The 12,528-nt window shown below is 64.5% G+C and carries 13 protein-coding genes and 1 tRNA gene; 8 read left to right on the forward strand and 6 right to left on the reverse strand.

What is annotated here, in order from left to right; translation table 11 throughout:
• Positions 1 to 91: 91 nt before the first annotated feature.
• Positions 92 to 826, forward strand: coding sequence for a 2-C-methyl-D-erythritol 4-phosphate cytidylyltransferase (gene ispD / locus BTHE68_RS06115; RefSeq protein ID WP_061176238.1), 735 nt, complete (start codon positions 92 to 94; stop codon positions 824 to 826).
• Positions 827 to 851: 25 nt separating this feature from the next.
• Positions 852 to 1,343, forward strand: coding sequence for a 2-C-methyl-D-erythritol 2,4-cyclodiphosphate synthase (ispF, locus tag BTHE68_RS06120; RefSeq protein WP_162065580.1), 492 nt, complete (start codon positions 852 to 854; stop codon positions 1,341 to 1,343).
• A gap of 10 nt (positions 1,344 to 1,353) precedes the next feature.
• On the opposite strand, the gene BTHE68_RS06125 is transcribed toward ispF, so the two are convergent.
• From BTHE68_RS06125 to ompR, 4 genes are all read right to left on the reverse strand, one after another.
• The gene (locus BTHE68_RS06125) at positions 1,354 to 1,875 is read right to left on the reverse strand and encodes a carboxymuconolactone decarboxylase family protein (protein WP_162065581.1); all 522 of its coding nucleotides are present in this window, start codon (positions 1,873 to 1,875) and stop codon (positions 1,354 to 1,356) included.
• 97 nt (positions 1,876 to 1,972) lie between these two features.
• Entirely contained in the window at positions 1,973 to 2,521 is a 549-nt protein-coding gene (locus BTHE68_RS06130) for a peroxiredoxin (protein ID WP_162065582.1), read from the reverse strand.
• 177 nt (positions 2,522 to 2,698) lie between these two features.
• Positions 2,699 to 4,063 carry an ATP-binding protein gene (locus BTHE68_RS06135; RefSeq protein WP_162065583.1) on the reverse strand — a complete coding sequence of 455 codons (1,365 nt, stop codon included), beginning with the start codon at positions 4,061 to 4,063 and terminating at the stop codon, positions 2,699 to 2,701.
• Positions 4,064 to 4,125: 62 nt separating this feature from the next.
• Positions 4,126 to 4,851 (reverse strand): osmolarity response regulator transcription factor OmpR, encoded by a 726-nt coding sequence (ompR, locus tag BTHE68_RS06140; protein WP_008349770.1) that lies wholly within the window; start codon positions 4,849 to 4,851, stop codon positions 4,126 to 4,128.
• Positions 4,852 to 5,095: 244 nt separating this feature from the next.
• On the opposite strand from ompR, the gene BTHE68_RS06145 reads away from it, so the two are divergent.
• The gene (locus tag BTHE68_RS06145; RefSeq protein WP_232077911.1) at positions 5,096 to 5,455 is read left to right on the forward strand and encodes a hypothetical protein; all 360 of its coding nucleotides are present in this window, start codon (positions 5,096 to 5,098) and stop codon (positions 5,453 to 5,455) included.
• Between the two features lie 15 nt (positions 5,456 to 5,470).
• Positions 5,471 to 6,322 carry a DUF1501 domain-containing protein gene (locus tag BTHE68_RS06150; RefSeq protein ID WP_162065584.1) on the forward strand — a complete coding sequence of 284 codons (852 nt, stop codon included), beginning with the start codon at positions 5,471 to 5,473 and terminating at the stop codon, positions 6,320 to 6,322.
• Here BTHE68_RS06150 and BTHE68_RS06155 read toward each other — a convergent pair.
• Complete coding sequence (locus BTHE68_RS06155) at positions 6,319 to 7,161, reverse strand: squalene/phytoene synthase family protein (protein ID WP_162065585.1); 843 nt, start codon at positions 7,159 to 7,161, stop codon at positions 6,319 to 6,321. The genes BTHE68_RS06150 and BTHE68_RS06155 overlap by 4 nt on opposite strands.
• Before the next feature lie 188 nt (positions 7,162 to 7,349).
• On the opposite strand from BTHE68_RS06155, the gene BTHE68_RS06160 reads away from it, so the two are divergent.
• Positions 7,350 to 7,736, forward strand: coding sequence for a DUF5594 family protein (locus BTHE68_RS06160; protein WP_162065586.1), 387 nt, complete (start codon positions 7,350 to 7,352; stop codon positions 7,734 to 7,736).
• Positions 7,737 to 7,809: 73 nt separating this feature from the next.
• Here BTHE68_RS06160 and BTHE68_RS06165 read toward each other — a convergent pair.
• Positions 7,810 to 7,896 (reverse strand) — tRNA-Leu (locus tag BTHE68_RS06165).
• A gap of 249 nt (positions 7,897 to 8,145) precedes the next feature.
• Between BTHE68_RS06165 and BTHE68_RS06170 the strand changes: the two genes are divergently transcribed.
• The 3 genes from BTHE68_RS06170 to BTHE68_RS06180 all read left to right on the forward strand — a co-directional run bounded on the left by BTHE68_RS06170 (position 8,146) and on the right by BTHE68_RS06180 (position 12,523).
• Entirely contained in the window at positions 8,146 to 8,556 is a 411-nt protein-coding gene (locus BTHE68_RS06170) for a DUF2946 domain-containing protein (protein ID WP_162065587.1), read from the forward strand.
• Positions 8,557 to 8,648: 92 nt separating this feature from the next.
• A complete protein-coding gene (locus tag BTHE68_RS06175) occupies positions 8,649 to 11,033 on the forward strand; it encodes a TonB-dependent receptor (protein ID WP_162065588.1) in 2,385 nt (794 codons plus the stop codon).
• 41 nt (positions 11,034 to 11,074) lie between these two features.
• The gene (locus BTHE68_RS06180) at positions 11,075 to 12,523 is read left to right on the forward strand and encodes a PepSY-associated TM helix domain-containing protein (protein ID WP_162065589.1); all 1,449 of its coding nucleotides are present in this window, start codon (positions 11,075 to 11,077) and stop codon (positions 12,521 to 12,523) included.
• Positions 12,524 to 12,528: the final 5 nt, after the last annotated feature.

Here is a 12,528-nt window from a genome sequence, read left to right on the forward strand (position 1 = left end):
GAGGAGTCGAACCCGCGTGCGCGGGACGTGGTCGCGAAAGACCTATTATAAAATCCGGGCTTCAACTTTGACTTGCCCACAATAATTGCCCGTGACTTCGCGCCTGTTTTCCCTGATTCCCTGCGCCGGGACCGGCAGCCGCGCCGGTGCGCCGATGCCGAAGCAATACCAGACGGTCGCGGGCCGCCCGATGCTCGCGTACACGCTCGCGGCGTTCGACGCGTGCTCCGAATTCTCGCAGACGCTGGTCGTGCTCGCACCGGACGACCATCATTTCGACGCGCGCCGCTTCGCCGGGCTGCGCTTCGCGGTAGAGCGCTGCGGCGGCGCCTCGCGGCAGGCGTCGGTGTACAACGGCCTGATCGCGCTCGCGAGATTCGGCGCGCGTGACGACGACTGGGTCCTCGTGCACGACGCCGCGCGCCCCGGCATCACGCCGGAACTGATTCGCAAGCTTGTCGCGGAACTGCGCGATGATGCCATCGGCGGGATTCTCGCGCTGCCGGTCGCGGATACGCTGAAGCGCGTCGCACCGAACATGCCCGATGCGCCTTTGTCCGCGGGGCCCGCGCAGACGCGCATCGCCCGCACGGAGTCGCGCGACGGCCTGTGGCAGGCGCAGACGCCGCAGATGTTCCGGCTCGGCATGCTGCGCGAGGCGATCGAGCGTGCGCGTCACGACGGCCACGACCTGACGGACGAAGCGAGCGCCATCGAATGGCTCGGGCACTCGCCGAAGCTGGTTCAGGGCAGTTTGCGCAACTTCAAGGTGACCTATCCGGAAGATTTCGCGCTCGCGGGCGCGATCCTTTCGGCGCACGCCTGACTCACACTCAAAAAGGTTTGGATCGATGGATTTCAGAATCGGACAAGGATACGACGTCCACCAGCTCGTCGAGGGCCGCCCGCTCATCATCGGCGGCGTGACGATTCCCTATGAACGCGGCCTGCTCGGGCATTCCGATGCCGACGTGCTGCTGCACGCGATCACCGACGCACTGTTCGGCGCGGCCTCGCTCGGCGATATCGGACGGCACTTTCCCGACACGGCGACCGAATTCGCCGGCGCCGACAGCCGCGTGCTGCTGCGCGAGGCGTTCAAGCGCGTGTCGGAGGCGGGCTTCGCGATCGGCAATATCGACAGCACGATCATCGCGCAGGCGCCGAAGCTTAGCCCCCATATCGACGCGATGCGCGCGAACATCGCGGCCGACCTCGATCTCTCGATCGACCGCGTGAACGTGAAGGCCAAGACCAACGAGAAGCTCGGTTATCTCGGCCGCAAGGAGGGCATCGAGGCGCAGGCCGCGGTGCTGCTGCGCCGGACCTCGATCGACGGCTGAACCGACGACGTTACCCTTGCGCTTCGATCGTCAGCGCGACGGCGTTGATCACCGCCGCGATGCGGCCGACGTCGCGCAGTTGCGTCGTCGACATGCCTTCGGCCACGAGATTCTCGTAGTGCGACTTCACGCAGAAGTGGCACTTGCCGATGATCGACGCCGCCAGCGCATACATCTCGAAGCGCCGCTTGTCCACGCCGCCGTGCGATGCGTACGCGTTCATGCGCAGGTTGGCGGGCTGCGTCTTGAGATCGGCGTTGTCGGCCATCTCCTGATACGGATACCAGACGTTGTTCATGCCCATCAGCGCGGCGGCGGTGAGCACGGCGTTGGTTTCTTCCGGCGACAGCACGCCTGCGTTGCGAATGATGTTCACCAGCTTCGTCGCTTTCGCGGCAAACGCGGCGGCCAGCGCGACACCGACCGCATCGTTGCCGTCGAGCGATGAGCGGGCGATCGTGCCGTCGACGTTCAGGCGAATATCCTTCGCGTAGTCGGGCACGAGTTCCTTGATCGCGGACAGGAATTCCATTGTTTTCTCCTTGTTCGTGGCATGAGCGTGGCGTTAAAAAACCCGCCAGCGCCGAACACGTTCGGCCAATGGCGGGTTTCGCGGCATCCGGGAACGCTTACAGCGTCGAGCCGCCGACAGCGCGGTTGCACGGGCACAGTTCGTCCGTCTGCAAACCGTCGAGAATACGCAGGACTTCTTCCGGGCTGCGGCCCACGTTCAGGTTGTTGACCGACACGTGCTGAATGACGTTGTCCGGATCGACGATGAAGGTCGCGCGCAGCGCCACGCCGGCTTCCTTGTCGCGCACGCCGAGCTGATCGATCAGTTCGCCCTTCACGTCGCCGAACGCGTAGTGGTTCAGCTTGTTCAGGTCTTTATGCTCGCGGCGCCATGCGAGCTTGACGAACTCGTTGTCGACGCTGCCGCCGAGCAGAACGGCGTCGCGGTCCTCGAAATCCTTCGCGAGCTTCGCGAACTCGACGATTTCCGTCGGACAGACGAACGTGAAGTCTTTCGGATAGAAGTAGATGATCTTCCACTTGCCCGGGAAGGACTGTTCGGTGATTTCCTCGAACGCGGACTGCCCGTGCTCTTCGTGATGGTTGAAACCCGGCTTCGCAGCGGTGACGGTGAATGCTTCGACTTTATCGCCAACGGTCTTCATGCAGTAACTCCTGTGAAATCGTTGAAAGGACACACTCCAAGCAAACTACGGGATCGCCGTAACGCGCGCGTGACACTTTCAATGCCAGCCATGCCGCGCGTTAACCCGATTCACCTTAACCCTATACAAATAATCGTTCCAATAGTTTTTAACTAACTAAGTGGAGGGGCAGCGCGTTCAGCCTTCGAAACGCGCGCCACCTTTGATCGGCGGGAAGTCGATGGTCACTTCGAAGCCCGGCAGCGGCGTGCGGTTGCGCAGTCGCAGCGTGCCGCGCTGGCGCGTGACGAGCCGCTGCACGATCGCCATGCCGAGGCCCGTGCCGTTCGCCTGCGTGCGCGCCGTATCGACGCGATAGAACGGGCGCGTGATGAGCGCGACCTGATCGTCGGGAATGCCGCGGCCTTCGTCCATCACCGAGAGTTCGACCTTGCCATGCGCGACGCGCGTCTGCAGCGTGATGCGGGCGATGTCGTCGTGCTCGCTGCGTCCGTACTTGCGCGCGTTCTCCAGCAGGTTGCCGACCACGCGGCGCGCATCCGTCGGGTCGCCTTCGATGACTGCGCCTTGCGCGAGATCGGTGTGCATCACGACGCCGTCGTCGGCCTGGAAGCGCGCGGCGAGCTCGCCCGCGATCATCGACAGATCGACCGCCTCGGGCATGCGCTGCATCGGCCGTGCGTAATCGAGGAAGCGGCCGATGATCATGTCCATCTGCTCGATGTCGTCGATCATCGCGAGCTTGGTCGCTTCGTCCGACGGACTCATTTCGGTTTCGAGACGCAGACGCGCGAGCGGCGTGCGCAGATCGTGCGAGATGCCCGCGAGCATCAGCGCGCGATCCGCTTCGAGCTGTTCGAGGTTCTGCACCATCTGGTTGAAGCTTCGGTTGGTTTCCGCCGCCACGCCCATGCCGCGCTCGGGCAAGGGTTCGGGCGATTGTCCCGAGCCGACCCTGCGCGCTGCGAGCGCGAGGCGCGCGAACGGCCGGTTCACGAGACTCGTGATGAACGCCGCGCCGAACAGCGACAGTGCGAGCGCGAACACGCCCCAGCCGGCCCATTGCAGGCCGGTGACGGTGTCGAGCTGATCGCGGTCGAGTGCGACCCAGTAGTCGTCGTCGTCGATCTTGAAGCTGATCCAGACGCCGGGAATGTCGTTCACCGATTGCGCGATGATCGTCTCGTTGCCGAGCCGGCCGCGCACGTCGCGCTCGATCAGCCGGTTGAGCGATTCATCGGGCTGGAGCTTGTACTTGTCGGTGGTTTCGCGCGGATACACGCGCACGCCTTCGTTGCTCTCCAGATCCTGAAGCAGCGCGCGGCGCAGATCGGGATCGGAGTAAAGCAGGGCGGTGCGCGTGAGCTTGACCACGGCGACGAGCTGCAGCGCCACGCGCTGCGCGCGCGGCTCGCGTTCGATCACGCGAAAGCTCTGGAACCACGCCGTCAGACTGACGGCGATGAGCAACGCGATCAGCGCAAAGGTTCGCCAGAACAGGCCGCCGAACGCGAGCGCCAGTAGCCGCCTGTCGATTCGCATGGGTCTGTCGGGTTCAGCTCGATGAAGGGGAGAAAGCGTGACGAAACTCGCTCAACGATCGATCAGGCTGCGCCGTCGGGAATGAAGACGTAGCCGAGGCCCCACACGGTCTGAATGAAGCGCGGACTGCTGGGATCGGGCTCGATCAGCTTGCGCAGACGCGAGATCTGCACGTCGAGACTGCGGTCGAACACTTCGTATTCACGGCCGCGTGCGAGCTCCATCAGCTTTTCGCGTGAGAGCGGCTGACGCGGATGACGCGCGAACACTTTAAGGACCGAAAACTCGCCGGTAGTCAGCGGAATTTCCTGGCCGTTCTTCGTGAGCGTGCGCGTCGCGAGGTTTAGCGCGAACTCGCCGAACTCGAATACTTCGGTGGTTTCGGACGGCGCGCCCGGCAATTCGGAAGGCGTCTGACGACGCAGCACCGCATGAATACGCGCGACGAGTTCACGCGGATTGAACGGCTTCGGCAGATAGTCGTCCGCGCCCATTTCGAGGCCGACGATACGATCGACGTCTTCACCCTTCGCGGTGAGCATGATGATCGGCGTACGATCGTTGCTGCCGCGCAGACGCCGGCAGATGGAAAGACCGTCTTCGCCGGGCAGCATCAGATCGAGCACGAGCAGATCGAAACGCTCGCGCACCCAGAGCTTGTTCATCGACGGCGCGTTCTCCGCAACGTAGACGTTGAAGCCCTGCTCACCGAGGTAGCGTCGCAGCAGATCGCGCAGGCGCGGATCGTCGTCGACGACGAGAATTTTTGAAGGGTTCTTGGTTTCCATGGAGGCATCTTAGCGCGTTTGATCAAACGCCGAGTTTGTAACAAAAGCGAGTGTAACAGTTGGTTACAAAATTTACGGAGGCTGTGGCACGGCCTAAGGGTTTGGTGCGTACACTGCTTTACCTAAGCCCGCCATTCGGTAGATACTCCATTAGACCAGCGCGTCATGCGGCCCGACCAAGCCACTGCGAGACGCGCGCGAAAAGAATGAGGCTGTCCGGTTGTCGAGCAACGAAGGGAAAAACATGAAGGGAGCGCGGCAGCGCGGACCCGTGCGCGCTGAGCGCATCTTCAGACAGACACTTCTTGCCAGTGCGCTTTACGCAGTACTGAGCACGCCTCACGCCTATGCGCAATCGACGGGCTTCGATCGCGGCTTCAGCAACTCCCCGAATCGCTTCGATGGCCGCATGATTCGCGCGCAGCAGCGCGCGACGCCTTCGAGCCGCGATCGCGCCTCCGGCTCGCCCTCCATGCAACCCGTACAGCAGGCCGATCAGACGCCGCCCGCGCGCCCGCCGCGTCACACGGTGATGACCGCTGACGAGCGCCGTCTCTTGCGCCAGCACATCGAAGAAGCGGTGCGCGATCTCTATAAGCGGTGAGCCGCGCGGACCGCGATGAACCGACGTCAATTTCTCTCGATTGCCGGCGCGTTCGCAGGATGGTCGGGCAGCGTTGGTAACGCGTTCGCCTTCAGTCGATTCGATCCTTCATCTTCCATTCGCACGCTGGTGCTCGTCGATCTCGACGGCGGCAACGATTCCCTCAACACCGTCATTCCGATCGCCGATCCGCGCTATCGCGCGCTCAGGCCGACTCTCGCGATATCGAAGGATCAGGCGTTGATGCTCGATGAACGTACGGCGCTCCATCCATCGCTCGTGCCGTTGATGAGTGCGTGGCGCGCGAACGATATGGCGATCGTGCAGGGCGTCGGCTACCACGCGCCCAATCGCTCGCACTTCCGCTCGCGTCAGATCTGGGACACCGCGTCGCATGCCGATGAATATCGCGCCGATGACTGGCTCGATCGCGTGCACGGCGTGAACGTGATCCGCTTCACATTGCATGGCTTCGACACGCACGAGAATCAGGCGCATCGTCATGCGGCGCTGCTGGCTCGACTGGCTGAAGGACTCGCATCGTTGCGTGCATCGCTGATCGCGTCGGGCGACTGGAACCGCACGCTCGTGATGACGCGTTCCGAGTTCGGACGCGCCGCGCGTGAAAATGCCGCAGGCGGCACGGAGCACGGCGCGGCCGCGGCGCATTTCATGATGGGTGGCAACGTGCGCGGTGGACTCTTCGGCATGCCGCCGCGACTCGATCGACTCGATGCGGACGGCGGCTTGCCTGTCGGCATCGATTTGAGAAGGCTGTATGCGACGGCCCTTCGCGCGTGCTGGAAACTCGATGCCGCCGCGATCCTCGGGCAGCGCGTCGAGTCGCTACCGCTCCTGCGCGTCTAGCGCGTGCGCCACGTGATCCACAGCTTGCGGATCGGCGTGAGCGCGATGCGCTGATGCAGCACCTTGAAATTCTCCCGCTCGATCTCGTCGAACAGCGCGAGCGACAGCGCCGCCTGTGCGCGCAGCACACGTTGCGTTGCGCGCTCGGAAGCGGGGATGGCCGCGAGCGCTTCGATAAGTGTCTGTCGCGCGCGCCCGGTCTGAAAGCGCATGAGATCCGTGAATGCATCGCTGTACTTGCGATTGATGATGTCCGCGGCTGTCACGTTGAAGCGCTGCAACTCGTCGATGGGAATATAGATGCGGCCGTGGCGCGCATCGTCGCCGATGCTCTGAACGCGTTCGGCGAGTAACAGCGCCGAGCCGAGCGGCGCGGCCCACGCGGCGGCTTGCTCCGGAGCGCGTGCACTCGCGCGTGCGATGGCCGTCGCGAATGCGCCGCCCGTCTGCTCCAGATAGCGCCTGAGGCCAGGCCAGTCGAGATAGCGCGCCTGATCGAGATCCATGCCGAAGCCATCGACGACCGCGGCAAGCGACGCGCGCCCGGTATCGTCGAGAACGGGATGCGCGGCGTCGCCCGCATGCGCCCGCAATGCCTTCGTGACGGGATGCGTCGGTTCGCCGCCATCGAGCCGGCCGAGCTCGCCTTGCCACCACGCGTGCTTGGTGCGGCCGATGGTCGAATCGCTGGTTTCCCTGACGGTCTCTTCGAGCTCGCGATAGAGCGCGTAGAGCGCGGTCAGAAGCGGCTGGCTCGACATCGGCGCGCGGCGCAGCGCGTAGTACGTGCCGGAGCCATCGGGGGCGGCCTTTTGCTGGCAATAATCGTCGAAATTCACGGACGGGGCTTGTGGGGGAGGTTTTGTCTTGTGGCTTCGCCAGGCGCTGGCCGACGCACGGGCGCTCATTTTATCCGGCGAAGCGCGGCTTCGCTGCCGACGTGCTCGCGCCATTGGATTGTGTGCCGAACCACCGACGTGTATCGTCGCGCGCGCAACACTGTCGCCATCGACTCTGGAGGGCGCTCATGGCCTTGAGCAAATCCGAGAACAGGCAATTCAGCAACACGTGCCTGCCTTATCTCGTGAAGAGCGTGGCGACGGATTTCGGCTTCGACTTTCGCGTGTGTCCGCGTCAGATGCACGTCTCGCCGACGGTGGGCCTGCACATCACCGCCCAGCGCCGCGGCGACGCCCGGCTCACCTATCCGCTCAACATTTTCGTGTTCTGGCAGCCGGCATGCGTGCGGCGGTTTCTTTCGCATGTCGACCGGCCGATCGCCGCTGCGCGCGCAAGCGAGCAGATACCGGAGGAGATCAGGCGCGTAATGGACCGTGCGGGCATCGACTTCGCCGGACGATCGCAGGATAGAGGCGAGGTGCTGATGGTCGAAGTGGGCGAGTTGAACGTTTAGTCCGCAACTTCCGGGCGGGAGAAAACCGGTCCCGCAAACGAAAAACCCCTTTGCCGATGAAAGGGGTTTCGTGTGGTGCGAGGAGCGGGACTCGAACCCGCACACCCTTGCGGGCGTCAGGACCTAAACCTGGTGCGTCTACCAATTTCGCCATCCTCGCAGCACGGCAGGCGCGCTGGGCGCCCGGCGTTGCCGCCGTGTCGGCACCGGTCCACTGTGCCAAGCCCGAGATTCTAACCGATTCATCTGGTGATGTCTGCGAAAATGCGTCAACGCTTCCGACGCCGCACATGCGCCATGACGCGCGGATGACGTGCGATTCCGGAGATACGCACTGCAAGATTGCGGCTTGCCGAACGCCTGCCTACAATCTCGTTCAATCTTCCGCACGGCCACACAAACTTCCCTCATGAACCGCAACGCGCGCAATCGCTTCGTCGCATGGCTCGGCATCGCCGCCATGTGGCTTGCCATTGTCGCGCCGGTCATCAGCCAGACGCTCGCGGCGCGCAATGCGGCGAACGACACGGAAGCCATCCTGTGCGCCGTCGACGCGCCGGAAGCGCGCGCGCACGAAGGCCATCACGCCGTCGCCGAAGAGGACGCCGGGCACGCCGGCCATCACGACGCCGCGAGCCATTTCGACGCCTGCTCGTATTGCGGACTCCTCGCGCACAATCTGCCGATCGCCACGGGCGTCGCGCATGACGTCGTGCGCGTCGAGCGCGTCACGCGCGTTTCGACCTTCGCGGTCATCGACACTGTCTCGTCGAAGTCCTTCAACGCCGCGAGTCCGCGCGCGCCACCCGTCCTGTCCTGAAACCGTCCTTCGTCCGATCGCCTCGACGTACATCGCGCACATGAGCGCGATGTACGCGCGCGATCGCTCGTCAGCCTCTTCAGGAATTCACGATGTTCACGCTCACCACGCGAGCGCGACGGCGTTCGCGCCGCCGTGCCGCGGCGCACGCACGCGCCTGGCTGCCGCTATCGCTGATGGCGCACGCGGCCTTGTCCGCAGCCGCTTCTCCCGCACCGGATGCCCCGGTCACGACCGCGCAGGCCGATAGCGCCGCGCCCACCAGTTCGAACGACGCCACGCTGGCGCCGGTCGTCGTCACGGCGCAGGCGGGCTCGCGCGCGTCGCCGCTCGATCCCAATTTGCCCGCGAGCGTCAATACCGTCACCGCCGACCAGTTTCAGTACTGGAACGTGACGACGCCCGAAGACGTGCTCAAGTACGCGCCGAACATGGCCGTGCGCAAACGCTTCATCGGCGATCCCAATGCGACCATCGCCGTGCGCGGCACGAGCAACTCGCAGACGGCGCGCGGCCTCGTCTACGCCGACGGCCTCCTGCTCAGCAATTTCCTCGGCAACACCTTTACGTTCGCGCCGCGCTGGTCGATGGTCTTCGCCGACGACATCGAGCGCACCGATGTCATCTACGGCCCGTACTCGGCGCTGTATCCCGGCAACTCGATCGGCGCGACCGTCGCGATCACCACGCGCATGCCGACGCAATTCGAAGCCGACGCGAAAGTGCAAGGCTTCACGCAGCACTTCGATCTCTTCGGCGTGAACCGGAACTTTAACGGCACCAACACGACGGCGACGGTCGGCGACCGCATCGGCAAGCTGTCGTTCCTGATCGGCGTCGATCATCTGGAGAACACGGGGCAGCCGCTGCAGTTCGCGACGCTCGCGCAATCGAAAACGCCCGCCACGGCCGCCGACACGCCGGTCACGGGCGCGACCTTCTACAACGACCAGTTCAACGCGCGCACCGCGGTGCTCGGCACGTCGAGCGAAGGCATCACGCGCACGTTTCAGGATCAGGTGCGCGTGAAGCTCGCCTACGATCTCACGAACACGTTGCAGGCGGGCTTCACGCTCGGCTACTGGCATCAGAAGTACAACAGCGACACGCAGACCTTTCTGCGCGATGCCGCCGGCAATCCGGTGTACAGCGGCCGCGTGAACATCGGCGGTTTCGAGTACGTCATTCCGGCCGCGACGTTCGCGCCGAGCATGGGGTCGAGCGAGAACTTCCTCTACGGCGTGTCCTTGCGCACGCACAACGACACGGGCTGGAACGCCGAGGCGATCGCATCGTACTTCGACATCACGCAGAGCATCGCGCGCACAGCGAGTTCCGGCGTGCCCGGCGACGGCCCCGGCACGCTCACCGACGGCAGCGGCTCGGGCTGGAAATCGCTCGATCTGCGCACGAGCTGGACGCCCACCGCGCGCTCGGGTCTCGCCGCGCACGCGTTGTCGTTCGGCTATCACTACGACAACTATTTTCTCGACAACGTCACGTCGAACACGAGCGCGTGGCGCGAGGGCGCGGGCGTGTCGTTCGCCAATTCGTTCGGCGGACGCACGCGCACGCAGGCGCTCTACGCGCAGGACGCGTGGCGCTTTCTGGCGCGCTGGGCATTCACCTACGGCGTGCGCTACGAGAACTGGAACGCGTATGACGGCACGCGCGCAGTCGGCTCGACCGCGCTCGGGTATGCGGACGCGAGCGAGAGCCATTGGTCGCCGAAGGCGTCGCTGTCGTTCGACGTCACGCAGGACCTGACATTGCGCGCTTCAGTCGGACGCGCGTACCGGTTTCCGACCGTCGGCGAGTTGTTTCAAGGGCAGATCAACGGCATCTCGATCGTCAACAACAATCCGAACCTGCAGCCCGAAGACGATTTGTCCAAGGAACTGACGGCCGAATGGGTGCGCGGCAACGGGCTGTATCGCTTCACGCTCTTTCAGGACGACGTGAAGAACACGATCTTCAGCCAGACCAACACGACCGTCATTCCCAACGTCACGAACTTCCAGAATATCGACAAGGTGCGTTCGCGCGGCGTCGAGTTCGCCTACGAAGGACAGGACGTGCTCATGCGCGGGCTCGATCTCATCGCGAACGCCGCGTACACGCAGTCGAAGATTCTCGCGAACAGCGGCAATCCGGCATCGGTGGGCAAGTACTTCTATCGCATTCCGCTGTGGCGCGCGAACGTGGCGGCGACGTATCACACGCCCGGGAATACGGCGACGACGCTCGCGGTACGTTACTCGGGGCGGCAATACAACACGCTCACGAACACCGACGTCAATCCGAACACCTACGGCGGCACGAGCACGTACGCGGTCGTCGACGCGAAGTTCACGTGGAAGCCGACCAAGCGCACGGAGCTGGGCGCCGGCGTCGACAACCTGTTCGACAAGCGCTACTACGTATTCCATCCGTATGCGGGGCGCACGTTCTATCTCGAAGGACGCATCGGCATCTGATGGCCTTCAACTGACAACGCACCTATTCAACGAGAATCGTCATGCTTGCACCCAACTTGAACGCGGCAGAGGCAACGTCGAACGCGCAGGTCATCGCGCATCGCCGCACGCTCTGGCGCTGGCATTTCTACGCGGGCCTCTTCGTGATGCCGCTGCTCATCGTGCTCGCGATCACCGGCACGATCTACTGCTTCCAGCCGCAGATCGAACCGCTGCTGTATCGCGACAGGATGGTCGTCACCGATACCCACGGCCCGCAGCTTTCACGCGAGATTCTGCTCGCGAAGGCCGCGGCGAACGAGCCGCGCGGCGCCGTGCCGACGCTCGCGCAGATCGAAGCCGATCGCACGCGCAGCGCGGAGTTCGTCTTTCGTCTGCCTTCGGGCGAAAGCGAAAGCGTCTATGTGAATCCCTACGATGGCGCCGTGCTCGGCACGCTTTCGGTCGAACATCGGCTGATGAAGCAGGTGCGCAATCTGCATCGCGGGCTGATGCTCGGCAAGACCGGCGAGCTCGTGATGGAGCTGGCGGGCTGCTGGACGCTCGTGATGATCGGCACGGGCATCGCGTTGTGGTGGCCCAGCCGGTCGAATGCCCCGAACGTTACGAGAGGCGGCGTGTGGCTGCCGCGTCTGTCGCTGCAGGGCCGCGCGTGGTGGCGCGATCTGCATGCGGTCGGCGGCGTGTGGCTTGCCATCGGCGCGCTGTTCTTCGTGCTGTCGGGATTGCCGTGGTCGGGATCGTGGGGCAAGCAGTTCAAGGCGCTCGCGACCTCGGCGTCGCTCGGTTATCCGAAGGGCGCGTGGGGCGAGGCGCATGTGCATTCGACCGCGCCCGGCGCAGCGGCGAAGCCAGGCGACGAACACGCGATGCACGGCATGCAGATGAAGATGGACGATCTGCCGTTGCCGCAAACGCCGTGGGCCGTCGGTGCGACGGCCGTGCCGGACAGCGCGCATGCGCCGGCGCCGGCCGCGCGCGTGTCGATCGACGACGTGGTCGCGCTCGCCGCGAAAAACGGCGTCACCGACGACTACGGCATTGCGCTGCCGGCCAAACCGACCGGCGTCTACACGGTGTCGTATTTCCCCGCCGATCCGCGTGACGAGCGCACGCTGCACATCGATCAATACAGCGGACGCGTGCTGTCCGATATCGACTACGCGAGCTATGGAGGCGTCGCGCAGTGGATTTCGTACGGCACGTCGCTGCACATGGGGCGCTACTTCGGGCTCGCGAACCAGATCGTCTGCTCGGCGATCTCGCTCGGGCTCGCCGCGCTCGCGGTGACCGGCTTCATCATGTGGATGAAGCGCCGGCCCACGCGCGAACTGGGCGCGCCGGCGCGGCCGGTCAAGCGTGCGCCCATGCGCGCATGGCGCGGCGGCCTGACCGTGCTCGGCATGATCTTCCCGCTGATGGGCGCGACGATGCTCGCCGTCTGGTGCCTGGACCGGCTCGCGTTCGGCGCGAAACGCGCGGTGGCCTGAGGCGC

Origin of the sequence: Burkholderia sp. THE68 (assembly GCF_009938265.1) — a bacterium.
GTDB lineage: Bacteria > Pseudomonadota > Gammaproteobacteria > Burkholderiales > Burkholderiaceae > Caballeronia.

Excerpts from the sequence above, each read along its gene's own strand:
- BTHE68_RS06145 (WP_232077911.1), top strand. The coding sequence starts at position 5,096 with ATGAAGGGAGCGCGGCAGCGCGGACCCGTGCGCGCTGAGCGCATCTTC.
- BTHE68_RS06125 (WP_162065581.1), bottom strand. The coding sequence starts at position 1,875 with ATGGAATTCCTGTCCGCGATCAAGGAACTCGTGCCCGACTACGCGAAG.
- BTHE68_RS06175 (WP_162065588.1), top strand. The coding sequence starts at position 8,649 with ATGTTCACGCTCACCACGCGAGCGCGACGGCGTTCGCGCCGCCGTGCC.
- ispF (WP_162065580.1), top strand. The coding sequence starts at position 852 with ATGGATTTCAGAATCGGACAAGGATACGACGTCCACCAGCTCGTCGAG.
- BTHE68_RS06180 (WP_162065589.1), top strand. The coding sequence starts at position 11,075 with ATGCTTGCACCCAACTTGAACGCGGCAGAGGCAACGTCGAACGCGCAG.
- BTHE68_RS06160 (WP_162065586.1), top strand. The coding sequence starts at position 7,350 with ATGGCCTTGAGCAAATCCGAGAACAGGCAATTCAGCAACACGTGCCTG.
- BTHE68_RS06130 (WP_162065582.1), bottom strand. The coding sequence starts at position 2,521 with ATGAAGACCGTTGGCGATAAAGTCGAAGCATTCACCGTCACCGCTGCG.
- BTHE68_RS06150 (WP_162065584.1), top strand. The coding sequence starts at position 5,471 with ATGAACCGACGTCAATTTCTCTCGATTGCCGGCGCGTTCGCAGGATGG.
- BTHE68_RS06135 (WP_162065583.1), bottom strand. The coding sequence starts at position 4,063 with ATGCGAATCGACAGGCGGCTACTGGCGCTCGCGTTCGGCGGCCTGTTC.
- ompR (WP_008349770.1), bottom strand. The coding sequence starts at position 4,851 with ATGGAAACCAAGAACCCTTCAAAAATTCTCGTCGTCGACGACGATCCG.
- BTHE68_RS06170 (WP_162065587.1), top strand. The coding sequence starts at position 8,146 with ATGAACCGCAACGCGCGCAATCGCTTCGTCGCATGGCTCGGCATCGCC.